The 24964-nt window shown below is 44.4% G+C and carries 18 protein-coding genes; 8 read left to right on the plus strand and 10 right to left on the minus strand.

Going from position 1 to position 24964, the window contains the following annotated elements; all coding sequences use genetic code 11:
- Position 1 precedes the first annotated feature (1 nt).
- From L1D11_RS11755 to L1D11_RS11775, 5 genes are all read right to left on the minus strand, one after another.
- On the minus strand, positions 2-988 hold the full coding sequence (locus L1D11_RS11755; RefSeq protein WP_239832596.1) for an ABC transporter permease: 987 nt from the start codon (positions 986-988) through the stop codon (positions 2-4).
- A 169-nt stretch (positions 989-1157) separates the two neighbouring features.
- A complete protein-coding gene (locus L1D11_RS11760) occupies positions 1158-2840 on the minus strand; it encodes an ABC transporter substrate-binding protein (RefSeq protein WP_239832597.1) in 1683 nt (560 codons plus the stop codon).
- Between the two features lie 697 nt (positions 2841-3537).
- Positions 3538-6927 (minus strand): response regulator, encoded by a 3390-nt coding sequence (locus tag L1D11_RS11765; RefSeq protein WP_239832598.1) that lies wholly within the window; start codon positions 6925-6927, stop codon positions 3538-3540.
- 216 nt (positions 6928-7143) lie between these two features.
- Positions 7144-8166: a 16S rRNA (guanine(1207)-N(2))-methyltransferase RsmC gene (rsmC, locus tag L1D11_RS11770; RefSeq protein ID WP_239832599.1), complete on the minus strand. Its 1023-nt coding sequence runs from the start codon at positions 8164-8166 to the stop codon at positions 7144-7146.
- Positions 8167-8276: 110 nt separating this feature from the next.
- The gene (locus tag L1D11_RS11775; RefSeq protein ID WP_239832600.1) at positions 8277-9362 is read right to left on the minus strand and encodes an AI-2E family transporter; all 1086 of its coding nucleotides are present in this window, start codon (positions 9360-9362) and stop codon (positions 8277-8279) included.
- A 76-nt stretch (positions 9363-9438) separates the two neighbouring features.
- Here L1D11_RS11775 and L1D11_RS22650 point away from each other — a divergent pair, with 76 nt between their 5' ends.
- Positions 9439-9564 carry a hypothetical protein gene (locus L1D11_RS22650; RefSeq protein WP_004734537.1) on the plus strand — a complete coding sequence of 42 codons (126 nt, stop codon included), beginning with the start codon at positions 9439-9441 and terminating at the stop codon, positions 9562-9564.
- A gap of 131 nt (positions 9565-9695) precedes the next feature.
- Here L1D11_RS22650 and hemL read toward each other — a convergent pair whose 3' ends face one another.
- Positions 9696-10991, minus strand: a complete 1296-nt coding sequence (hemL, locus tag L1D11_RS11780; protein WP_004738229.1) for a glutamate-1-semialdehyde 2,1-aminomutase — start codon at positions 10989-10991, stop codon at positions 9696-9698.
- A 296-nt stretch (positions 10992-11287) separates the two neighbouring features.
- Here hemL and erpA point away from each other — a divergent pair, with 296 nt between their 5' ends.
- The 3 genes from erpA (at position 11288) to L1D11_RS11795 (ending at position 16104) form a co-directional block, all read left to right on the plus strand.
- On the plus strand, positions 11288-11629 hold the full coding sequence (erpA, locus tag L1D11_RS11785; RefSeq protein WP_004738231.1) for an iron-sulfur cluster insertion protein ErpA: 342 nt from the start codon (positions 11288-11290) through the stop codon (positions 11627-11629).
- A gap of 250 nt (positions 11630-11879) precedes the next feature.
- Complete coding sequence (locus tag L1D11_RS11790; protein WP_239832601.1) at positions 11880-13004, plus strand: efflux RND transporter periplasmic adaptor subunit; 1125 nt, start codon at positions 11880-11882, stop codon at positions 13002-13004.
- Positions 13005-13014: 10 nt separating this feature from the next.
- Positions 13015-16104: an efflux RND transporter permease subunit gene (locus tag L1D11_RS11795; RefSeq protein WP_239832604.1), complete on the plus strand. Its 3090-nt coding sequence runs from the start codon at positions 13015-13017 to the stop codon at positions 16102-16104.
- 95 nt (positions 16105-16199) lie between these two features.
- Here the strand turns inward: L1D11_RS11795 and L1D11_RS11800 are convergent, their stop codons facing one another.
- Positions 16200-17489 carry a peptidoglycan DD-metalloendopeptidase family protein gene (locus L1D11_RS11800; RefSeq protein ID WP_128159489.1) on the minus strand — a complete coding sequence of 430 codons (1290 nt, stop codon included), beginning with the start codon at positions 17487-17489 and terminating at the stop codon, positions 16200-16202.
- A 129-nt stretch (positions 17490-17618) separates the two neighbouring features.
- On the opposite strand from L1D11_RS11800, the gene tyrS reads away from it, so the two are divergent.
- Both tyrS and L1D11_RS11810 read left to right on the plus strand, forming a co-directional pair.
- Positions 17619-18806 carry a tyrosine--tRNA ligase gene (tyrS, locus tag L1D11_RS11805; RefSeq protein WP_239832605.1) on the plus strand — a complete coding sequence of 396 codons (1188 nt, stop codon included), beginning with the start codon at positions 17619-17621 and terminating at the stop codon, positions 18804-18806.
- A 421-nt stretch (positions 18807-19227) separates the two neighbouring features.
- Complete coding sequence (locus L1D11_RS11810; protein WP_239832606.1) at positions 19228-20073, plus strand: magnesium transporter; 846 nt, start codon at positions 19228-19230, stop codon at positions 20071-20073.
- Positions 20074-20181: 108 nt separating this feature from the next.
- Here the strand turns inward: L1D11_RS11810 and dacB are convergent, their stop codons facing one another.
- A complete protein-coding gene (dacB, locus tag L1D11_RS11815) occupies positions 20182-21615 on the minus strand; it encodes a serine-type D-Ala-D-Ala carboxypeptidase (protein ID WP_239832607.1) in 1434 nt (477 codons plus the stop codon).
- 112 nt (positions 21616-21727) lie between these two features.
- Positions 21728-22768: a porin gene (locus tag L1D11_RS11820; protein ID WP_239834824.1), complete on the minus strand. Its 1041-nt coding sequence runs from the start codon at positions 22766-22768 to the stop codon at positions 21728-21730.
- A 513-nt stretch (positions 22769-23281) separates the two neighbouring features.
- Between L1D11_RS11820 and greA the strand changes: the two genes are divergently transcribed.
- On the plus strand, positions 23282-23755 hold the full coding sequence (greA, locus tag L1D11_RS11825; RefSeq protein ID WP_009847549.1) for a transcription elongation factor GreA: 474 nt from the start codon (positions 23282-23284) through the stop codon (positions 23753-23755).
- A gap of 124 nt (positions 23756-23879) precedes the next feature.
- Here the strand turns inward: greA and yhbY are convergent, their stop codons facing one another.
- Entirely contained in the window at positions 23880-24176 is a 297-nt protein-coding gene (yhbY, locus tag L1D11_RS11830; protein ID WP_239833899.1) for a ribosome assembly RNA-binding protein YhbY, read from the minus strand.
- Between the two features lie 114 nt (positions 24177-24290).
- Between yhbY and rlmE the strand changes: the two genes are divergently transcribed.
- Positions 24291-24920 carry a 23S rRNA (uridine(2552)-2'-O)-methyltransferase RlmE gene (gene rlmE / locus L1D11_RS11835; RefSeq protein ID WP_239833898.1) on the plus strand — a complete coding sequence of 210 codons (630 nt, stop codon included), beginning with the start codon at positions 24291-24293 and terminating at the stop codon, positions 24918-24920.
- Positions 24921-24964: the final 44 nt, after the last annotated feature.

Here is a 24964-nt window from a genome sequence, read left to right on the forward strand (position 1 = left end):
ATTATTTACCACCCTTACGAAGACGAGGGTCAAGAACTACGTAAAGCATGTCTGCAACCAAGTTAAAGAACAGCATGAATAGCGTCATGATAAGTAGCTGACCTTGCAGTACTTGGTAATCACGAGCGTTAATTGCATTGAAAAGTACGCTGCCAAGACCTGGGTAGTTGAAGATGATTTCGATAATTAGCTGACCACCGATTGCCATACCTAGCGACATAGAAAGTGCTGTCACACTTGGTAGCATCGCGTTACGAGCTGCGTAGTTGAATACCACTCGGTTTTCGCTCAGGCCTTTGCCTTTCGCCATGGTGATGTAGTCTTCTGCTAGTAGGTTGATCATGTTGTTACGCATGTTGACTAGGAAGCCACCAATTTGAACAACTGAAGCACAGAACAGTGGTAAGAAAGCGTGGTAGGCAACATCTTTGATGAATGCCGAGCTTGTCCAATCAGGCACAGTACCAGCGGTGTATGCGTAACCCGTTGGGAACCACTTCAAGCCGATTGCAAACGTAAATAGTGCAATCATCGCGATAACGACTTGAGGAACGGCTTGTAGAATCAGCATTCCCGGCGTAACAAAGGCATCGTATTTACTGCCACGTTTCCACGCCGCGAAAATACCTAGGATTGAACCGATAGAGAAAGACAGAATTACAGCGGTACCTGCCAAGAAAAGCGACCAGCCGAATGCTCCACCCAACAATGAGTTTACAGAAAGAGGGTAGAATTGAATTGATGTACCAAGTTCCCAGCTAAGGATGTTCTTCATGTACGCTGCGTATTGAACTAGTAAGCCGCCATCAACGAAACCTAATAGCTCTTTCATTGCAGCAATACGTTCTGGAGTAACTTGTACAGAAGCGTTTGCAAACATCATGGTAACTGGGTCACCAGGCATTGCTCTTGGAATAATAAAGTTTAACGTCGCTGCAACTAATAGCGCGACAAAATAAAATGACAAACGTCTTAAAAAATAACCCATAACTCACACCTTACTCACCCAGATTGTTTCCCTGTTTCTGGATTCAGGTCGCTCCTAGCGAAATTTGGAACGAAAAATCCCCTGACGACGAGCGCCATACTTTCAATTGAGAGTGTGGGGATTTTTATAAGCGGCGTAAGAGGTTACGCCGCAAGGATTGAACGATTACTTATTTAACTGGTTTTAGGTCCAGTACATGAAGTAGACGCTCTGGAATACCAGCCCAAATGTTTGGACGGCCTTTTGGATTTTCTTCGTTCCACCAACCAGTGAAGCGAGTTGTGTTGTATTGGTACATGTAAGCACCAGACATCACAGGGATTGTCACTTGGTCTGCAGCGATGATTTGCTGAATACCGTGTGCAATATCTAGCTGTTCGTTCTTATCTGCTGTTTTGTAGAAGCTGTTTAGAAGACCATCTAGTTTCTCGTTTTTGTAGAAGTGCATAGCGAAACGAGGCATACCTTCTCCAGACTGTAGTGATGAGTTGTAAGCACTATTCCAGTAGGTGTATGGATCCGCACCGTGGAAGTAGTTTGTGTATGCTACGTCGTATGTACCTTCAAGCATTGCTTGGTTGTACACAGAGAAATCTGGCGTACGAGCTTTCGCTTTAATACCGATTTCGTTTAGCTGTTCTACCGCTAGTTGAACTGTGTTGTTGAAGTCAGTCCAGCCGTTTGGCGATTGGATCATTAGTTCAAAAGACTTACCTGATGGAGTGTCAACAAAACCATCTTTGTTTACATCTTTGAAGCCAGCGTCAGCAAGAAGCTTTTTCGCCCCTTCAGCGTTGTAAGTGTTGAAGCCTTTGTACTTGTTGTGAGTCTTTTCATCAGACCAAGCTTCGAATGCGTAACCAAGGCCCGATGCAAAATCGTTCACAGTACCGCCGCCGTAGAATGCGATGTCGATGATAGTTTGACGGTCAAGAGCCATAGAGAAAGCACGACGGAATTCAACGTTGCTCAATGCTTCATGCTTCGCAGCATCTGGGTGCTTGAAGTTAACAACGAATGCTTGTGTACCTGCTGGCGGGTACCAGTAGTGGTGTTTAGGGCTAGCTGCCGCGTACGTACGGTCGATATCTGGAACGAAAGAAGACGTCCAGTCCATCTCACTGTTTACAACTTTACCTAGGAATTGGTCGTTGTTAGCAATTTGTGGAACACGTAGACAGTCAACATCTAGGTTGTCTGCATCCCAGTAGTTCGGGTTTGCACACTGGATGTATAGTTGCGCTGTAAACGTATCGATTTCTGTAAATGGACCAGAACCTACCGGGTTTTCATTGGTAAACGTTGATGGATCTTTAACGTCTTTCCAGATGTGCTTAGGTACTACAGGTACTTTAGCAATCTCGTAAGGTACGTTTGAGTTTGCTTCGGTTAGGTTGAACTTAACTTGGTAGTCGTTCAGTTTTTCTACAGAAGCCACCCAAGAGTTGATACCAGATTGGTCAAGCTCTGTTTTCTCTTTTACAAGATTGAAAGAAAAAACAACATCATCAGCAGAGAAAGTTTCTCCATCAGACCATTTCACACCCTTACGAATATCAAAAACTACGCTCATCAGATCATCTGACATAGTGAAGTTTTCAGCTAGACGGAACACTGGAGTGTTACCGTGCATTTCGTTAAATACAACTAAAGGCTCGTATAGGAAATCCCAGGTTGTATGTAAATGAGTTGCGCCTAGGTACGGGTTGAAGTTACGTACAAAGGTTGTGAACTCTTTAGGGTGAATCGTCAGTTCACTGCGTTCTGCAGCTGTTGCTACTGATGCAAAACCTGTTGTAGCGGTCGCAATAATTGCTGTTGCTAGTGCTGTTTTTTTTATATTGGCAAGCATAGCTGTTCCTTACTATTTGCTTTCATTTCACTAATGGATTGAATGTTATCTGTCGCTAAATGGTTTGGTAGATACACACTCTAGTTAAAGGCCTACCTCTTCTTCGTTACTCCAGATTCATCGTTGATTCCGAGAAGTGGTAAGAGTGGCCTGTAGGCCTTTGGCAGGAGTAAGAAAACACCTTATCGATGAATTAATCAAACTCGTTTCCCGTCAAAAACGTTAAAAATAGATAACCTCACGTCATTAACGTCAAAATAGGGCGCTTTGGTGGTTTTTTGTTCGTAATTGTTAGGGTGATGTGACTCGCAACTAGTTGAGTGTTGAATGTTGAATGTAAGTGGTTACTTACATTGGGTGTTTTTAAAGATGGTGGTTGTTTCTAATTTAATCTAATTGTAGATCTTGGTCACTTACTAATTTTACGTTAAATTTTCCGAGAAAATTAAATCTGCCGTTCTGTTGTGACTCGCTTCTCAAACTGCAACAAATAGTCAGGCTACGGTTAGAATCGGTGGAGAATAGAGCAAAATTGGTAACTGATGCTGATACTCATTACGTCGAAATAGCGTGATATTTCTCTTGTTTAAAGCTGTAAAAGAAGTGGGTGTGAACGGCTCTAATTGTGCTTTTTATCACTCTATATGTACAAAAAAGCCCACGCAAGGTGAGCTAATAAAGTGAGGTTAGTTCAGGATTAACTGGTCAGTAATTTCTGTAGTTTGTCTCTGAGCATCTCAATGTGCGTTCTCTCTGGTGTCTGTTCTTTACAGTGTTCGAGAATAAACTCGATAGAGCTTAGAACTGTTCGCCAGCGAGGTGTTTTGGGCAGCGTTTCTACACGTAGGTATTTGTCTAACGTTCGCGTTTGTAGCGTGCTTCTGTCTAGGTAAACACGCCATAAGCCACTCTTCTCTGCGAACGCAAACTTAGTTTCTCCGGTAACCGATTCCCAGTAAAAGATGGCGTTGGTCATCGCGTCGACTAAGACTTCACGCATTAACTCTTGTTTGTTTTTACCTTCTCCAGTGGCTTTATCTGCCAGACGAGTAAACTCACCACCGAGTTCTTTCAATTGTTGCAGTTTGTCTTTATCACCTTCAAAGGCATAGCTAGAAAGCGCTTCAACTGCGGTTTCAAGGTTATTAATACGGTTTGAGTTAACGCCACCGCCAACATTGAAGATGTACATGGTGTCTAGCCCAGAGCCTTCAGGTAACTTGAGGATGTCACTAGGTATGCGCTGACGAGTGTCATCTATATAGATGTCGATATCACCACAGTAGTGTGCTTGTTCTACCTTGAGGTATTTAGGTGCAATGATCTCGTCGGCCATTGAGCGTTTTAGTTGCTCTTGCCCGCGCCTAAAGAGTTTCGCCGCCGCTTCGTTAGCAAAGCGAATTCGTTGGTCATCACGAATACAGATGATGGCCTCTGGCGCTGATTCTAGCTGCTCGAGTAAACGTCCTTGAGTTTCTAGCAAGTTAGCTTCAACCATCGCTCTGTGCTTGAGCTCTAGTTGTAGTTGGTCGTTCTCAAGACGTCTCTGCTCAGCTTTACTTGCTGATAGATGCGCTGTAATTCGAGCGGCTAGTTCTTGTTTGTTAAATGGCTTAGACAAATAATCATTAGTGCCAGCTTCGAAGCCGCGTACACGGTCTTCTGCTTGGTTGAGTGCGGTCAGCATTATGATCGGTAGTTGCGCATGGTCATATTGCTTACGCAGTGTTTCACACACTTGATAGCCGCTCATGCCTGGCATCATGATGTCGAGCAGCAATAGTTCTGGCTTCTCTTTTTCAATCAATTCGATGGTTTCAGGGCCATCGCAGGCTGTACGTACTCGATAGCCCTCTAGTTTCAAGAAACTGTCTAGCACACGAAGGTTAACGGGTTCATCATCAGCGATAACTAGCAGTGGACCATCAGGGTTCTCATTGGTGACGCTGTTTTCCTGCTGCGTGTTATCAATCAAGTCAGGAGCTTTGAAGTGTGAGTGGCTACCTGATTCATTGTAGTTTTTAAGCTCTTCTTCTGTCGCTAAAGGCAGAGTGAAGCTGAACGTAGTACCTAGCATTGGTTGGCTACTTACGTACAGCGAACCACCCATTAACTCAATTAACTGGCGGCTAATCGATAAGCCAAGGCCAGCACCTTGGCGATAGTTACTGGCGTCTTGGCCTGCTTGAATAAGAGGTTCGAAGATATGCTCAAGGTACTCTGCTGGTATGCCTTGACCGGTATCGACCACTTGCACACGAATGTTATCGTCGATAACGCTTGCAGAGATAACTATTTTACCTTCTGATGTGTACTTGATAGCGTTGCCGACCAAGTTATACATCACCTGCTCAAGGCGCTGAGGATCGGACGAAACTAGCCCCAAATCACTCGGCACTTGGTTAATAATACGAATCGGCTTATTGCCCAACAGGTGGTGTGATAGCTCAAGCACCAAGCTGGTGGCTGCAGACAGATCAACGGCAGATTTCTTAATGTCCAAGCTGCCGTAACGCATCTTATGATAATCAAGCAGATCATCAACCAAGGTTGCTAGTCGCTGACCACTATTGATGATGATATCCAACTGATATTTCTGGTTAGCCGGAATAGGGCCATTCGCACCTGATATCAATGCTTCAGCAATACCAACCATACCGTGCAGAGGTGTTCTCAACTCGTGTGAGGTGGTTGCTAAGAATTCATCTTTGAGTTTGTTGGCTAGCTGCAACTCATCATTTTGTTTTTGGATGGTCTTAAGGTTGTCTTCAAGCTCATCGTTTTGGCTTTTGATCAGCTGAATTTTTTCACGAATCGAACGCTGCATTCTTTCGAAGCTGACCGCGAGGCGGCCTATCTCATCTTTGCGTTCGGTATTGATCATGGTTTCATCGAGATCGCCCGCAGATACCTTTTCAGCAGCCCACGTCAGTTTAAGCAGGGGGGATGTAATGAAGTTAGACAGATAGTGCGATGCAACTACTACGAGAATGATCGCTGTTAGCATCACGATCACAAAGATCTTTTCTAGCTGATGAATTCGGGCAAACGCCTCTTTTTCTGGCAGCTCTACGACAAGAGCCCATGTTGCGTATTTCAGCTCAATTGGCGTATAGGCCGCAATTATCGCTTGATCTAGTGTGTTGTCGAAGGTACCAACCGCCGTTTCACCAGCCAGAGCTTTATCAACAACATCTAGACTCAGATTAATAGACTCTTGTGAATGGGCAAGGCTGCGTGGTTGGTGATCATCGCCGACAAGCAAGGTTTGAATATTTGAACTCTTGTTGAGATCGGTGATTAGTTTAGTAATCCCATTGATTGGCAGTCTAAACATAGCGTAACTGTGCAGGTAGCCTTGTTGCACGATAGGTGCGCCTAACCATGCGGTCTGTTTACCATTTTCGTCTTTAAAGTCAGAAACGATAACCGGCGTGTAGTCTTCGTTGGATTTACGTTTGTCTTTTACGTCCTTTTCCAAGCGTTGAAAGGTTTTGCCTAGGTTTGCATTTTTGTATTTACCTGTTATCAAGTTAGTGCCGTAATCGTCATTTTTAAAGACGGAGTAAGCAACGTTACCGTTGATATCAACCAATAAAATATCGTCAAAATCGGAGCGTTTAAGTAGCTCTAGATACGCGTTATGGTAGCGCTTATGCAGTAGGCGATAACGTTCACTACCAATATAGCTGCTCGATTCTGGAAGAATGGATGTTTTGATCTGATCGCCAGACCCCTGAATATAACGTTGCTGAGCATTGCTGCGAGCTTCGTCAATATCTAACCCTAGGCGTTGGAATGCATTGATTAAACCGTAGAATCGCCCGCCACTGGCATTGGCTAGTTCTGAGCGAACAAAGCCCATCACTTGGGATTCTTGAGCCTGTAGGTAGTCGACAATCTGTTGTTGCTTAGTATCACGAACAGAAACAAGGTGCGAAGTGCTTTGTTCCTGAAGATCCTGACTGTGCGATTGGAGGAAAAATATCGCGATAAGTGTCACTGGAGTAATACTAAGGACAAGAAATGCCAGCATTAGGGTGTTTTGAAGGCGCTTAAACTTCTGCTTACGATAAAATCTAAACATAAATTGGGTACTACTTTCCTTTGATGTACTGCTAAAAGGGGCTAAAACAAGTACAGAGAATAGAATTAATGGTTTCCAATTTAACGAAATTAACGAGTTTTTTTACTTTGACAAGTAAGTGGTATTTAAAGCGTGTGCAAAAGCTCACTTTTATAGACTTTTGATAAAAATATGAACAGACAGCGCAGATAATGACCCTGCGCTGTGCTAGAGAGGCTATTTGTTTGCGTGGTAGATCGCGAATTTTGTGGTCTTATTTAGAGTCGCGCATTTTCCAAATGCTTGCTCAATAATCGGGATGTATTTTAAGAAGCTGTTCGCAACGATGATCAGCTCACCAAAACGGTTTAAATACTGTGGAGCCTGCGCCAGAAGGGTTTCTGTTGCACTGTAGCTAGTATCCAAGCCCGAGTGGAATGGTGGGTTGCTGATAATGAATTGATAGTCTTGCGCTGTATCAGAATAGACATCAGAAGCGAAAACTTTGCCCGTTAAGCCGTTCGCTTCTAGAGTTGCTTGGCTCGACGCTACTGCAAACGCACTGATGTCACACATCTCAAGCTCAATATCAGGGTTGCGAGAGGCCATCACTGCACCGAGTACACCTGCACCACAACCGAAGTCCAGCACTTTACCCTTCAAGGTTGGCAAAGTATCGAGCAGAAGCTGGCTACCGACATCGAATTCACCATGGCTAAAGACACCTGGCAGGCTTTTAACAGTAAGAGACTGCTCACCAATGTTCACCGTGTAGGTTTTAAACCAGTCTTGCAGGTTAAAAGCGGCTGGCTGCTCAAAGCATTGACCCCAGTAGAAAGAGCAACGACGCGCTGAATCGTATTTTGCGACCTTACCGTAAGCGGCAAACATCTTCTCAATACTTTTCACACCAGAGCGGTTCTCACCAACCACAACAATCTCAGTATCTTTGCCTAGTTTGGCAAACAGCATCGCTAGCAAAAACTCAGCTTCAGCTTTTGCTTTTGGCCAGTACAACATCACTAAATCAGCTTTGGTCTCTTCGGTAAACTCAGCACCGTAAAAACGTTGAATAGTGCTGTAGCCTTCAAGCTGACGGTAGTAGCTGTAGTTTGAAGTAAATACAGAAACAGACTCACAGTGTTTTGCTAACTCAACAGGGAATAAGTCTTCAGCCTCACCGGCAACTAAAACATGTTTGCCTTCAAAGTAGGCAAGTTGGCGCTCAGCAATCTGGCTTGGGGCAATATAAGCTGACATAGGACACTCTATTGAATTGTTAGCAAAAAATGAGGGCGGATTTTCGCATAATCCGCCCAAAGCTTGAAGCGTTTAATACTCGTTCGGCAAGTAAGTGATTGAAGAGCGGTTTAACTCTTGTCTTGCTGATTTAAAAAGTCCTTAAACTCTTCATCGTAGATGTTAAATAGAACAATGGTAATCGCAAAAATCAGCGGGCCGTAGATAAGACCAATCAGTCCGAATAGTTGGATACCACCCAGTAGCGAGAAGAAGATCATTAGGGTGTTCATACCCGCACTGCCTTGCATTAACAGCGGTCGTAGTAGGTTATCTATCGAGCCAACAATCGCCACGCAGTAAACCGTTAGGAAGATAGCCCAAGTCGTGTCGCCGGTTAAGAACAAGTAAGCCGCCGCCGGGATCCAGATTAGCGCAGTACCGACCACCGGGATGAAAGAGGCAAAGCCCATCATGGTGCCCCAGAACAGTCCTGGGAAGCCAGCAATCCACATACCGAAACCACCAGCAATACCTTGTGCGATAGCGGTTAGGAATGACCCCATCACTGCTGATTTTGATACTTGCTCAATCTCAGCGAGAAGTTTGTCTTCTTGGCTGCGAGACAGAGGAAGAATGTGGCGAACCACACTGATGATTTTGTCATGATCTCTTAGTAGGAAGAACAGAACGAACAGCATCAAGAAGAAGTCCATCAAGAAGTTGGTCGCATCACCAAGGATCTTCGCACTAATGCCGACAAGCTTAGAGCCAAAGCTCGTCGCGAACTCGCCAACTTTCTGTGCGATAGCTTTCGGTTCAATATTGTCGAAAGGCAGGTAGTTATTGATGAAAGATAGCGCTTTAACCACGATAGGGTGCTCAAACAGGGTTTGAATACCGCCATGGGTGACCCATTGATAAGTGTTTTGAGAAAATAGAGAGCCTTGCTGCACAATCGCTGCAAATACTGCCAGTAAAGGGACAACAATAATAAAGGTTAAGATCACACAGGATAGCAATGAGACGAGGTTTGCTTTGTTTGGGATCTTCTTTTCAAGCCACTCATGGATCGGAAACATTAACAGTGAAATGATGAAGGCCATCACGATTGAGTTAACGTATGGTTCTATAAGTAGGTAACAAGCATAAGCCGCAGCGAGCAGCGCAATGATGATTACCCAGTGACTGGAATTGATTTTAATTTTTTCTGACACGGTAATGGTCTCTATATTTGCGTTCTGAGTTTATAATGGCTGCAAAACAGAGAGTTAGCAATGAGGAGTTTTGATAATGGGATGCTGTAATAAAGATAAGAAATGCCAAGATGAAGAGCAGCAAACGAAAAAAGAGATCCCTTGGTTCAGAATGTTCCTTGGTACGCTGATGTTGTTGGTTTTCTTGTTCTGGGAACGTTAAGCGCTTTGCCGGTATAGCTCGACGGATGCGACAGAGGGAGTTCCCTTTATAAGCTTAGTGCTATCCATTAAAAAGGGCTGCGTTAATGCAGCCCTAAATTCAATCAGTTAGCGACTTATTCGCGCTTTTGATTATTTGCTTTCTGCAGCAATAATAGCAAGAGAACGGTCAGCGGCTTCTAGTGTCGCTTCAATCTCTTTTGAACCGTGAGCAAGAGATGTGAAGCTTGCTTCGAATGCTGAAGGTGCAAGGTATACACCGTGATCTAGCATTAGGTGGAAGAAGCGCTTGAAGCGTTCTACATCACACTTGGTTACATCTTCGTAGCACGTTACTGCTTCTTGCTCAGTGAAGAAAAAACCAAACATGCCACCGACTTGGTGAACTAGCATTGGAATACCGTGCTTGTCAGCAAGTTGCTTGAAGCCATTCGCTAGCTGCTTTGTTTTTGATGCTAGGCGCTTCTCGTTGCCTTCTTCACGTAGAAGGTTCAGACATGCATAGCCCGCAGCCATTGCTACTGGGTTACCTGAAAGAGTACCAGCTTGGTAAACTGGGCCCGTTGGTGCGATGTATTGCATCACGTCTTTACGACCACCAAAAGCACCCACTGGCATACCGCCACCAATAACTTTACCAAGACACGTTAGGTCTGGCTTGATGTTGTAGTAAGCCTGCGCACAGCCTTCAGCAACGCGGAAACCTGTCATTACTTCATCAAAGATCAGTAGCGCGCCTTCTTGGTCACAGATCTCACGTAGACCTTCGTGGAAGCCTTCTACTGGTGGAATGCAGTTCATATTGCCCGCTACAGGCTCAACGATGATACAAGCGATCTCACCTTTGTTTGCTTCAAACAGCTCACGTACAGAGTCTAGGTTGTTGAATGTCGCCGTTAGTGTGTGCTTAGCAAAGTCTGCTGGTACGCCAGGAGAGCTTGGTTGACCTAGAGTCAGAGCGCCAGAACCTGCTTTTACAAGTAGACTGTCTGCGTGGCCGTGGTAGCAGCCTTCAAACTTAAGAATTTTGTCACGACCAGTAAAGCCACGAGCAAGGCGAATTGCACTCATCGTTGCTTCAGTACCTGAGCTAACCATACGTAGTTGTTCCATTGACGGAACCATCTCAGACACAAGTTCAGCCATTTTGATTTCAGTTTCAGTTGGAGCACCGAAGCTAAGACCACGTTGAGCTGCTTCAATTACAGCATCACGGATAACAGCGTGGTTGTGACCAAGGATCATTGGACCCCAAGAGCCAACGTAGTCGATATATGCTTTACCATCAGCATCAAAAATAAGTGGGCCATCAGCGCGTTCAACGAAGATTGGAGAACCACCTACGCCATTGAATGCACGGACTGGAGAGTTTACGCCACCAGGAATAGTTTGCTGTGCTTTTTCGTACAGCTCTGCTGATTTGGTCATTGATATATCCTCTTTTGACTGTCGGACCAATTGGCAGGCATTGTACCTATCCATAATCCAACTAGGAATGGTTTAGCTGATATAATCGCCCGAATCTGATTATTTTGTGTGGTTGCACATTCATTTTGTTTTTATTTGATGAGTTTTTAGCAGGAAAAACGGCGATCAGGTGGTGAATACTTGAACGTTTCAGTCAGGTATTGGATAATCAGCAGAATATAAGAAAATACTCAACAACTATGGTCTCGAATTAGATTTGTATCATGTTGTTTTTGACACAGGTAAGAGAGGTTGTCGTGAGCGAAGCAAATATCCCATTGTCTTTTTCTGATGCAGCAGCTACCCGCGTACAAACGCTGATTGCTGAAGAAGAAAACCCAGAGCTAAAACTGCGTGTATACATTACAGGTGGTGGTTGTAGTGGTTTCCAATACGGCTTCACATTCGATGAAAAAGTAAATGATGGTGACACTACTATCGTAAACAGTGGTGTAACGCTGGTTGTCGATCCAATGAGCCTACAATACCTAATGGGTGGCGTGGTTGATTACACTGAAGGCCTAGAAGGCGCACGTTTCTTTGTAAACAACCCTAATGCAACAACTACATGTGGTTGTGGTGCATCATTCAGCGTATAGGCCGAGATTAACGTCGCTTAATTGAAAGCCATATTCGAAGCATCGTAAACGCCGGACTTATGTTCGGCGTTTTTGTTTTTTATCCCCTTTATTTTTACTTCCCTTTAGTACTCGGAATATTTTTTAAACTGTCGATACTGTCCAACTTCATTTGTCCTTGGTCTGTTAAGGTTACCTATGTGTATCAGGAAGTTGCACACGACGCGATTGAGCTAATTTACGCGCGTAATGCGCCAGAAAAGGATTTGCTATGCCTACTCTATTTTCTAACTTGCCACTTTTTCAGAAACTAAAGCAGCCGTGGTTGGTCTCTCTGACTTTAGTCATACTGCTTTCTGTCTGGCTTGGCTTAGGAGTGGGACAAGCCGAAGAGTCGCCAGACAAAAAAGCGACAGAGATTCCATTAGCCAAGGTTTCCTACCAAACATTTACCTCATCACCCACTTTTAGAACCATTGATTTATACGGTCGAACAGCACCCGATAGGCATGCTCGATTGGGAGCAGAAGTTGCGGGCAAGGTCGTCAGGCTAAACGTTGCTAAGGGTGATACTGTAAAAGCAGGGCAAGCCATTGCTCAGATCGATAAAGGCGACTTGGAAATACAGTTAGAGCGGGTTTGGGCTCTATATCGCCTTAAACAGAAAGAATTTAAAGCGGCACAGTCACTGAAGAAAAGAGGGCTGCAAGGGGAAATCGCCTACACCACTGCAGAGGCTTCGTTAACAGAAGCGAAGGCTATGATGCGCAATGTGGAACTGGCTTTAAAGAATACTGTGATTACTTCACCGTTCTCGGGTGTGGTGCAAGATTTAATGGTCGAGCTCGGTGATTTTGTTGGTGTGGGAGATTCCGTTGCTAGTGTGATTGACCTCGACCCTCTGGTGATTAAAGCGGACGTCAGTGAGCGTCATATTCAGCATCTGTTAGTCAATCAAGACGCATTGGTCCGTCTACTTGGTAGAGATGAAGTAGAAGGGCGATTGCGTTATGTGTCTCGAATCTCTTCAGCTTCTACTAATACCTTCCCAATCGAAATTGAAATCGATAACTCTGAAGGCCTACTGCCCGCAGGTGTGAGCGCTGAAGTGAAACTCAACCTAGAAACACGAGATGCTATTAAGGTGACACCTGCGATGCTGGCATTGGATGAAGCCGGAAATCTCGGAGTTAAAACATTGGTGTCAGTCGGTGATACACCAAGCGTTAAGTTTGTCGGTATACAGCTCGTTAAGGCAGAGCAAGATGGCGTGTGGCTCACTGGCTTAGATCAACAGGTCGATATTATTACCGTCGGACAAGGCTTTGTTCGTGATGGTGATTCGGTGATTGCAGTTGGGCAAGGTGCTGCTCTCTCAAGTTCAACGGCTGAGTAGGAGATAACCGATGTATTCAATTATTGATGCAGCCTTGTCTCGTGCTCGCACCATGCTTTCTCTGTTGGCGCTGATCTTGGTCGCAGGTGTTATTACCTATATCACGATCCCCAAAGAATCGAGCCCAGATATCACTATCCCGATTATCTACGTTTCAGTTGGGCACCAAGGGATCTCACCAACCGATGCTGAGCGCTTGTTGGTGCGACCTATTGAGCAAGAGCTTAGGTCGATTGAGGGCGTAAAAGAGATGAATTCAACCGCCGCAGAAGGACATGCTTCTGTGGTGTTGGAATTTAATGTTGGGGTTGATCTTACCAAAGCGATGGCAGATGTGCGTGACGCCGTTGATCTTGCTAAGCCAAAACTCCCAGAAGACAGTGATGAGCCGACCGTTAATGAAGTAACACTCGCTTCTAAGCAGCCAGTGCTGTCTGTCGTGTTATTCGGCACCGTTCCTGAACGCACAATTGTACAAATTGCCCGAGAGCTGGGAGATAAATTAGAAAGCTATCGCCAAATACTAGAGGTCGATATTGCAGGTGACAGAGAAGACATCGTTGAAATCATCGTTGATCCTCTGCTTATGGAAAGTTACAGCCTAGACCAAGCGGATATCTATAACCTGATTGCATTGAATAATCGGGTGGTTGCCGCCGGTTTTGTCGATACGGGCTATGGCCGTTTCTCAGTCAAAGTCCCTTCGGTGTTTAACTCTTTAAAAGATGTGCTTGAGTTACCGATCAAAGTGGATGGTAAACAAGTCGTTACTTTTGGTGATGTGGCGACAGTACGCCGAGCATTTAGAGACCCAGAGAGCTTTGCTCGCTTAGATGGTCAGTCTGCGGTGGTCTTGGATATCAAGAAGCGTGCTGGTGAGAACATCATTGAAACGGTTGAGCTGGTGAAAGCGGTAATGGCTAGCGCTCAGCAGCAAGCCGAGTGGCCAAATAATTTGCTAGTCAAGTACACCAAGGATGAATCTAAAGATGTGAAGATCATGCTCAATGATCTGCAAAACAATATCTTATCCGCCATTATTCTGGTGGTGATCGTTATCATCGCTATTCTTGGTGTGCGTACTGCTTTGTTAGTGGGTATTTCTATTCCCGGCTCATTCCTGACAGGGTTACTCGTCCTCTCGGTATTCGGTTTGACCGTTAACATCGTAGTGCTGTTTTCGCTGATTATGGCGGTCGGAATGCTGGTGGATGGCGCGATTGTGGTGACTGAATTCGCAGATAGACGGATGCAAGAGGGAGAAGGGCGCAAAGATGCCTACCGAGATGCAGCCAAGCGGATGGCATGGCCGATAACGGCATCAACCGCAACGACATTAGCGGCGTTTGCTCCGCTGTTGTTCTGGCCTGACGTGACGGGCGAATTCATGAAGTTCCTACCACTCACCTTGATCGCGACTTTAACGGCTTCATTGATTATGGCGCTGTTGTTTGTGCCGGTGTTAGGTGGCTTGATTGGTAAACCTCAGTACGTTTCGCCTCAGAATCAAGCTCGAATGGTCGCCCTGCATAACGGCGACTTTTCTCAAGCGACAGGCTTAACTAAGGCGTATTACCACACACTTTCTTTAGCGATTAAGCACCCGTTTAAAATTCTCTTTAGCGCGATATTGCTTGCGGTTGCAGTCGGCTTTACTTACTCAAAAGCAGGCTTAGGTGCCGAGTTTTTCCCAGAGGTCGATCCGCCATTCTTTAACGTTAAAGTGCGCTCGCATGGTGATCTCTCTATTCAAGAAAAAGATGTCATCATGCATGATATTGAGCAAGTGATGCTGAATCATGAAGAGTTCGATACCGTTTATACGCGTACCGGTGGTGACGACCAGATTGGTTTGATTTCGATTACGCCTGTCGACTGGCAATATCGCCGTAGCGTGAAAGCGATCATTGAAGAGTTAAAGCAACAAACCGACCAGTACGCTGGCGTTGAGATCGAATATAAGTTCCCAGACGCAGGGCCCCCGGTTGAAAATGACTTGGTTATCGAGCTATCCGCTAAAACACCAGAGCAGCTCAATCAGGCAGCAAAGATCGTGAGAAGTTGGGCGGATGGTAATCAAACGCTGACCAATATCAGCGATACAGCAAGTAAAGATGGTATCGATTGGAAGGTGGATATTCGCCGCGACGATGCTGCGCGTTTTGCCGCTGATGCCACCTTAGTGGGGAATACCGTTCAATTCGTCACTAATGGATTAAAGATTGGTGATTATCTTCCTGATGACTCAGCAGAAGAAGTCGATATCTTGGTACGCTACCCAAGCGATAAAAGAGATATCGGGCGCTTTGACCAGTTAAGAGTCAAAACGCCAGCAGGCCTAGTTCCGATAACTAATTTTGCTCAGATCGTTCCAGACCACAAGCAAGACACCATCAAACGCCTTGATGGTAAGCGAGTTGTCAACATCATGGCAGATATGGAAGAAGGGTATAACCTTGCTTTAGAACTGCCAAAGATCGAGCAGGCGTTAAGTGAGCTAGGGCTTCCAGATAGCGTAGATTTTCGTATTCGTGGTCAAAATGAAGAGCAGGAGAACTCGTCAGCCTTTTTGCAAAGTGCATTCTTAGTAGCACTAGCGGTGATGGCTTTGATTCTTATCACTCAGTTCAACAGCTTCTATCAAGCCTTCTTAATTCTAAGTGCAGTCTTGTTCTCTACGGTTGGCGTGTTCGTTGGTTTGCTGATCTTCCAACGCCCGTTTGGCATTGTGATGTCGGGGATTGGGGTCATAGCGTTAGCCGGCATAGTGGTGAACAACAATATCGTGCTGATTGATACTTATAACCAGCTCATCAAAAGAGGCTTAGATAAGCGAGATGCGATTCTAAGAACGGGTGTTCAACGTTTAAGACCTGTAATGCTCACGACCGTCACGACTATCTTAGGTTTAATGCCGATGGTATTAGAGATGAACATCGATCTGATTAACCAAAAGATAGAATTCGGCGCGCCGAGCACCCAATGGTGGTCACAGCTTGCGACCGCGATAGCCGGTGGTTTGGCGTTTGCCACGTTACTGACTTTAGTGCTGACTCCTTGCTTGTTGATGCTAGGGCGAAACAACAAAACCGAAAAATAGTAGGAATCATGGTTTGACGATCTTAAAAAAGAGCGCCTTGATGGGCGCTCTTTTCGTTTTTCTATTTTGCTATGAAGCTACAGGTCTTGAACTTTCTAGTTCGTCGCTAGTAACTGACCGTATCGCTCAAGGTTTTTCAATCGAATCTCTGAGTTTGCAATAAAGGTTGCTTTTGCCTTACCCGTTAGCGACTTAGATTGAGGTAGCTTCACAGTACGTGCATTCTTGTGAACGCCATTAACTAAGAACTCGTAGTGCAAGTGTGGGCCAGTTACACGGCCTGTACCGCCCAGAGTACCAATAGTTTGACCTTGTTTGACTCGTTGCCCTGTTTTCACCATGCGTTTCTTCATGTGCAAGTACTTAGTGATGTAAGTATTGCTGTGTCGAATGAACACGTAGTTACCGTTGAACTGGTTATAGCCAGACTTTTGCACGATACCATCACCTGCAGCCCAGATAGGTGTACCAACTGGGGCTGCATAGTCGGTGCCTCGGTGAGCACGAACCTTACCTGTTACTGGGTGTTTTCGGCGTGGGTTGAAGTTCGAGGTTACACGACGAAAATCGATAGGAGAGCGCAGGAAGGCTTTCTTCATCGCTCGGCCGTTTTCATCGTAGTAGTTACCGCTTTTATCGTCTAATACCGCAGTAAATGAATCGCCTTGGTTGGTAAAAATAGCAGCCATGATCTTGCCTCGGCCAATCACTTCACCTTCAACTACTTTCTCTTGGTATAAGATTTTAAAGCTGTCGTTTTTACGAATATCCAATGCAAAGTCGATGTCCCAACCAAAGATACCCGCCAGCTCCATGATTTGGTTGGCGGTTAAGCCTGCGCTGACACCAGCATTCCAGAAGTTAGAGGTGATATTGGCTTCTGCATAGTTGTATTGATAAGCGACTTCTTTTTTATCAAAACTTGAAGTGAATGAATCGCCAGATTTGGTGATTTTGAAGCTTTCAAACGCGCTTAGTTGTCGTTTTAGCTGAATAAGGTCGTTGTTTTCATCAAATCCGAACTGCAGCACATCACCAGGTCTTAGGTTTGAGAGCTGCTTTTTGATGTCTTTATTGGTATTGAGAAGGTTGAGTAACAAGCGGTATGAGAGACCAATACGTTCAAATAAAACAGAAGTGCTTTCGCCAGAGCGAACTGTGTATTTTTCCCAGTTAAGGACAGCTGTTGGTGGTGCGTCATTCGAGCTTACTAGCGCGGAAGCATCGATGCTCAAGGGGTAATGTTTACCTACGACAAGTGCGCCCGTATCGTCGCGTAAGCTGTTGACGTCGGGAAGTAAGAAAATCGCTATGAAAATTATGGCACTAAAAAATGCGATAAAAGCCCGGTGCAATATAGGAAGGCGTGCAAAAATAGACAACATGTTCCGGTTCGTTCTGTAAATATTATGAAAATCGGCGACGGAATAGTGTAACTGGTTTCAAAATACATCGCTATTCAAGTAAGATGTCTAACTATTATATTTTTGCCAAATCTGTGGGAGTGAACAAGAATGGCGAGTATTGAAGCTGCACTAGCCGAGATCAAACGTGGCGTAGAAGAACTAATTCCAGAAGACGAGCTGATTGCTAAATTAAAAGAAGGTCGTCCTTTACGCATTAAACTGGGTGCCGATCCAACGGCTCCAGATATCCACCTAGGCCATACGGTTATCTTTAACAAGCTTCGTGCTTTCCAAGAGCTTGGTCATGAAGTGACATTCCTGATTGGTGATTTCACTGCAATGGTTGGTGACCCATCAGGTAAAAACTCAACGCGTCCACCACTAAGCCGTGAAGACGTATTGAAGAATGCTGAAACTTACAAAGAGCAAGTATTCAAAATTCTAGATCCTGCGAAAACACAAATTCGCTTTAACTCTGAGTGGCTATCTGACCTTGGTGCAGAAGGCATGATTCGTCTTGCTTCTAACCAAACTGTTGCTCGTATGCTTGAGCGTGATGACTTCAAAAAGCGTTACGCTGGTGGTCAACCGATCGCTATCCACGAGTTCATGTACCCACTTCTACAAGGTCACGACTCTGTTGCACTAGAGAGTGACGTTGAGCTTGGCGGTACTGACCAGAAGTTCAACCTGCTAATGGGGCGTGAATTGCAAAAAGCGGCAGGTCAAAAACCACAAGCGGTACTGATGATGCCACTACTTGTTGGTCTAGACGGCGTTAAGAAGATGTCTAAGTCTGCACACAACTACATCGGTATTAGCGAAGCACCAAGCGAGATGTTTGGTAAGATCATGTCTATCTCTGATGACCTAATGTGGAGCTACTACGAGCTTCTGTCTTTCCGTCCGCTTGAAGAAGTAGCTGAGTTGAAAGCTAGCGTTGAAGCGGGTAAAAACCCACGTGACGTTAAAGTACTTCTGGCTAAAGAGATCATTGCTCGTTTCCACAGTGAAGCAGATGCTGATGCAGCAGAGCAAGAGTTCGTTAACCGCTTTGCTAAAAACCAAGTGCCAGATGATATGCCTGAGTTCGAATTCGAAGCAGGCCTACCAATCGCTAACGTTCTAAAAGAAGCGGGCCTAGTAAACTCGACTTCTGATGCGATGCGTATGATCAAGCAGGGTGCTGCTAAGATCGAAGGCGAGAAAGTTGAAGACAACAAACTGGTACCTGAAGCTGGTACTGCAGTTTACCAAGTTGGTAAGCGTAAGTTTGCTCGTATTACTATTAAGTAATAACGCACATCAATGATTGAATAAAAGGCATCTACGGATGTCTTTTTTATTGACACAAAGTTGACGAAGAATTTTTTACAGGGTTGCTACACTATGCGCGCTGTCGAGCTGACAGTAATTTTGGAGACTTTTATGAACAATACCGACCATCCTCCTAGTTTGAATGGAGAAGAATAACCTGTCTCGGTATTGATCTATTGTCCTGCCGTTCAGGTAGGGTATCTTTGCTTTCCCTCATTCTTTTCCACACTCTAGATTCTAACAAGTAGACACATCAGTACTTTAAGCTCTTGGTGCGCTTAGATATATGCTGAGCTATAGAATTATACGCTCTTGGTATGCACCGTTTTATGCTCTTGAAGTATTCGCTATAGGCTACTTGTTTTGATGGTCGTTACCTTTGCCAATCGGGAGATTCGCCATGACGGTAATGAACAACACTTTTTTATCTATTGAAGCTCTGTACTCAGAGCAAGACATCCAAGCTGTATCGAATGCATTTCAGCAATATGGGCGTGAACAGCAGGTCAGGCTTCTGAACTGTATGCCGCTTGAAGATGCAGTAATTGTATTAGGGCAATGCTCTCTAAGTACTATTCAAGCTCTACTGAGTGAGTTAGAGGAGCAAGGCTTTGAAAAGCGCTCGCGACATCTAGCTCACCAACTAGGGCTAATCTATTCAGAGGTTGAGCCTCAACAGGGTTACCTTTCTACTGGTGTATTAAGCCATGTTAGACAGCGCATTGGTTGGATTATTGCGCTAGCACTGCTAGGTATCGTTTCTGGACTTATCATCGCTCAGTACGAAGATATCCTTAGCCAATTAGTACTTCTGGCTATCTATATGCCAGTCATCGCTGCAGCTGGTGGTAACACGGGAACACAAGCTGCCACTCTGGTGATTAGAGCCTTAGCCACTGGTGAATTGAAGAAGAGCCAGTGGGCCAATGTTCTATGGAAAGAGTTTAGAGTAGCTATTTGCTTAGCACTGGCGATTGCCGCGGTAATGATTGGACGTATTTTGCTGTTCAGTGAAAATCAATCCACCGGTGGTTATGACATCAATATGATTGCCTTTGCTATCGCTGTTGCTCTGTTTATTCAGGTGACAATATCGACGGTTCTTGGTGGCGGGTTGCCTATCGTAGCTCGTTTGTTCAAGTTGGACCCCGCGGTGTTGGTGAGCCCGGTATTAGCGTCAATAGTCGACATCTCAGGGATGTGGATCTATTTCACCGTCGTAAATGCGTTTTTAGGCATAGCCTAGTGCTTGTTAAATAGTAACAGCACTTCGAAAATAAAAATGGCGCTGAAGATTTAAGATCTTCAGCGCCATTTTTTATTGCGTCATAAACCGCTTACAACAAACGGTTCGTTATTTGGACTGGCTCTGTGTTTGACCGTATTCAACCACATCTTTATAAAAAGCACGTTCAAACTGCGTAATCGGTGCTTCCACTGGTTTGTCTGGGTCTTGCTCTTCAGGGAAGTAGTCACGAACAAATTGTACGAACAGAGAACTTGGCTTCCCTGACTCATCTAAACCATATCCCGCCATATTGTAGGTTCCGTACAAAGAACCACTCTTAGCTATGATGTTGCCCTGAATCGGTGCCTTCCTCATGCTTTGTCGGTACTTAAGCGTTCCATTTATACCTGATGTTGGCATGGCATTGATTAGGTTGAGCTGTGAATCGTTTTCCCAGATATAACGAAGCACTTTAGCCATGGTCTGAGATCTCATTCGGTTGTTTCTAGATAAACCAGAACCATCAACGAGCTGCGCTTTGCTGAGGTCGATATTCGCGTTGGTCAGCAGTATCTGTTTTATTGCTTCAGTGCCGTTATTGAAACTGCCCGGCTGCACATAAAACCTTGCTCCCAAGGTTTTGGTTAGGTTGTCTGCGATCAGGTTATCTGATTTCTTGAGCATGGTATTTAGCAGTTCTGGAAGTTTAGCTGAGTGATGACTAGCCACTAATGTCGTTTTGTTTGTGCCTTCTTTAGCCCCAATGATCACATCACCCTTTACTTGCATTTTTAGCTCTTTAAGTAGTGAGTTAACCACTTGAGAGGTGTAAAGTTCAGGATTTTGAATGGCGAACTTTAGTGGCAGTGGCTTTTTGCGTTCTACCAAGCAGCCAGATAGCTTGTAAGCGTTATTTGGCGTGGTAATGAGCTCTAAGTCGCATTGGGTGGCTTTTTGCCCTGAACGCGTCACGGTGGTTGCATTGGTCGTCACGTCTATTGGGTAATGGGCTGGAATATAGACGCGGGTGCTGCCGTTATCCTTTGTATAAATAGAGGCTTGTGCGCAGTTGCTGTCTAAGGTCATTGCACTAGAAGGCGCGCTGTAACAAACGCCTAGAATGTCCCAAGGCCACCCCACCGCTCTTTGATAGCCTGTATAAGCCGTGTTATCCAGGTATAAGTTACCCTTGATGGTTCTGGATTGAGACTTAGCGTACTGAGCTAACAGGCTTTTTAGTTGTTCACGTTGTAGTGTTGGGTCACCGCTAAATGAAACGATCGAATCATTGCCAGAACGGACAATGCTAGTGGTGTAATCAAAGTTGTCTCCCAGCTCTAATTTAGCCGCTAAAGCCGTCACCAGTTTTAACGTGCTGGCTGGTGGATAAAAATCATCGCTATGGGCATTAAGCTCGCTCGAATCATCACTCAACGATTTGAGGAGCACACTCGTACTACTACCATCGGGCAGTGTATCAAGAGGGGCGTATGAGAAAGCGTTAATAGAGAAAGCGCTAATGGAAAAACTACATAGCAGTAGTGTGGATAGAAGGCGCATAGAAGGTTGTCTTGGATGGCTGATGTTTTCAGTATACAGATATAAAAAACGCCCGCTAGGGAGCGGGCGTTTTGATTCTCAATTAACTAATTAATCAATTAGATAATCAGAATTAGAAGTCGTAACGTAGACCGATAGCTAGCTCGTCTTCAGCATCAGCTTTAGATGCAGTACCAGTAACTAGCTTATCTGTATCACCAAACTTGTCGCCTTCAGAGATTAGGTTGAAGTTGTACGAGATGTACGTACGGAAGTTCGGTTTGAAGTAGTAAGTTGCATCGATAGCAACGTTATCAGCAGCTGTCTCGTTGTCGAACTCAGCATTGTTGTACGTTAGCGTGAATGCAGTCTTGTCTAGTGTGTATGCTGTTGCGAATTCGTAACCAGTGTAGTCACCGTTCTTCTTCGCTAGCTCACCGTCTGTGAACGTACCAGCAAAGTATAGAGCGTCAGTGCGGTAAGAAGCTGCTAGCATGTATTCGTTTTGCTCGTCTTGATCAGCGTAACCAGCACCTAGCTTAAAGCCAGAGTCGCCGATTGAGTAGATACCAGATAGAGAGTAGCCATCTTTGTTGTTGTCAGCGTAACCGCCATCAACTGCGTCAGTACGATCTGCGAAGCGGTAGCTTGCTTTTACTGCTAGATCTTGGAACTCACCTTTGTATGAAAGCATGTTGTCAGTACGGTCAGCTGCTTTAATTTTGTATGCCGCTGAGTTACCGTGGTAAGACATGATATCGGTGAAGTCTGTGATTACGCCTAGCGCGCCGTCGTTTTTACCGTAAGTTACTTCACCGAAGTTACCGCCGATACCAGCATAAGTGTAACGGTGATCAATATCAGAACCGTTATCTGTAGCTGTAGCTGCAGAATCAGCTGTAGTGTATTCACCTTCGTAGAAACCAACGCCGTATAGGCCATCTTGGATTTCAACTTTGCCTAAGAAGTTTAGACGTACACGAGAGTTGTCTTGTGCTGCGCCATCTTTTAGAGATAGACGAGCTTCCGCACGACCACCGATCTCTAGAGAAGTGCCGTTTGAGCTGTATACAGAAGTACCGTCGATACCACCAGCTTGTTTACCGTCGGCTGCCACTGCGTTAGTAGCAAGAGCTGCAGCAGATACAGCAAGCGCGATCATAGTCTTGTTCATGTTATTATTTCCTAATTACTGTCCATAGAAGTTTTATTAAGGATTTGAATCCTTTTGTGTATTGCCTGTATTAATCGAGCTTCACAACCGTAATTAGAACGAAGCCTGATAAATGCCAATGCAATCCATGGGTTACTTTTTACCTCCAAAGTTCCATAGCTGGTTAGTAAAATGATATAAAACTAAAAAGTGAACACTGTTTTATTATGTTTATTTTTAAATAAGTAATTGTTTTAATTGTGCTTTTATAAAAGTGTGATCCGTGTTTGTTTTGTTTGTTTTTTTGTTTTTTTAGATGTTTGCTCTTTGACTTATAGGTGGGGAGATTATTATTCATTTTTGTAATGTCTGTAATTTAGACCTAGATATAGCTTTTATAACGTAAAGTCGAATAAAGATGATTTAGCCATAAAGTTTGTTTACACTAAGCTAAATTGTTTTGTTTTTATCACCCAATAAGTACTTTGGGTGGATTTATGTTGGTCAAAGAAAGCTTTGGCATAGAGGTAAAAAATGGAAAAGGTTCCAATGACAGTACGTGGCGCTCAGCAGCTACGTGACGAATTAGATCGCCTACTTAAGCTACGTCCTATTATTTCAGCAGCTATTGGTGAAGCACGTGAACTCGGTGACTTGAAAGAGAATGCAGAGTACCACGCTGCTCGTGAAGAGCAGGGTATCTGTGAAGCACAGATTCGCGATATTGAGTACAAGCTATCGTTAGCTCAGATCATCGATGTAACTCAGATGGATAACACGGGTAAGATTATCTTCGGTACGACAGTGACTTTGATCGATGTAGATACGGATGAAGAATTCCGCTATCAGATCGTTTCTGAAGATGAAGCTGACATCAAAACGGGTCGCATTTCTGTGAAATCACCCATTGCTCGCGGTCTTATAGGTAAGATGGAAGGCGACGAGGTTCTTATCTCTACACCTGGTGGCGATAAAGATTTCGAAATCGACAAAGTAGAATATATCTAATTAAATTTTCTTTGTTTCTGATAAGTAAAAAGGTCGCTTAATGCGACCTTTTTGTTTCTCACGCTACACAAAAAGATAAGTACTTAGGCTTTATCTTAGTCAAGTTAGCTTATATTAAGCTAACTTATTTACGTGGAATCTCGACTTTACGTGCTTCTGACTGACGGAATAGTACTAGAACTTTACCGATAGTCTGTACTTTCTCTGCTTTAGTTTCACGTACAATTGCATCGATAATCAGTTGCTTAGTCTCACGGTCTTCTGATGCCACTTTAATTTTGATCAGTTCGTGGTGGTCTAGAGCTAATTCGATTTCCGCTAGAACAGCTTCAGTAAGTCCATTTGCGCCCATTAGCACAACAGGTTTTAAACTGTGGGCTAGGCCCTTTAGATGCTGCTTTTGTTTGGTACTTAGGTTCATTACGCGGCCAATTTTCTTTACTATTAGGGTTGAAAAAACCTATTTTAACGCCATCTAAAGCTGAAGACTATAATTTATTCAGCAATTTGTACTTTCCTCCAATTTAGGTATCCAATGAGCAAACAGAAACACTCGGCCAGTTCAGGCCGTTGGTTGAAGGAACACTTCGACGACAAGTACGCAAATGAAGCAAGAAAGAAAGGCTATCGTTCGCGTGCTTATTTCAAAATGGAAGAGATTCAAACAAAAGACAAATTGCTGTCTCCAGGGATGACCGTTGTGGATTTAGGTGCAGCGCCTGGTGGTTGGTCTCAATATGCTGCTAAGATTGTTGGAGACAACGGACAAATCATTGCGTGTGACTTGTTACCAATGGATCCGATTGCTGGTGTTAGCTTTTTACAAGGCGATTTTCGTGAAGACGCTGTTCTTGAAGCCTTGTTGGAGCGTATACAACCAGACATGGTTGACGTTGTGATGTCAGATATGGCACCTAATATAGCAGGCAACAATTCTGTGGATCAGCCAAGAGCTATGTATTTAGTTGAATTAGCTTTGGATATGTGTCGACAAGTTCTAGCTACCAATGGTAGTTTTGTTGTAAAAGTATTCCAAGGCGAAGGGTTTGACCAATACGTTAAGGACGTCCGTGAGATGTTTAAAACAGTAAAAGTTAGAAAACCCGACTCTTCACGAGCTCGGTCTCGTGAAGTGTTTATCGTAGCCACTGGTTACAAAGGTTAACGATTCTCTTCCAAGAGTGAGAGTTAACAACATGGCTACAGGTT

Source organism: Vibrio sp. Isolate32 (assembly GCF_022397955.1).
Classification (GTDB): Bacteria; Pseudomonadota; Gammaproteobacteria; order Enterobacterales; family Vibrionaceae; genus Vibrio.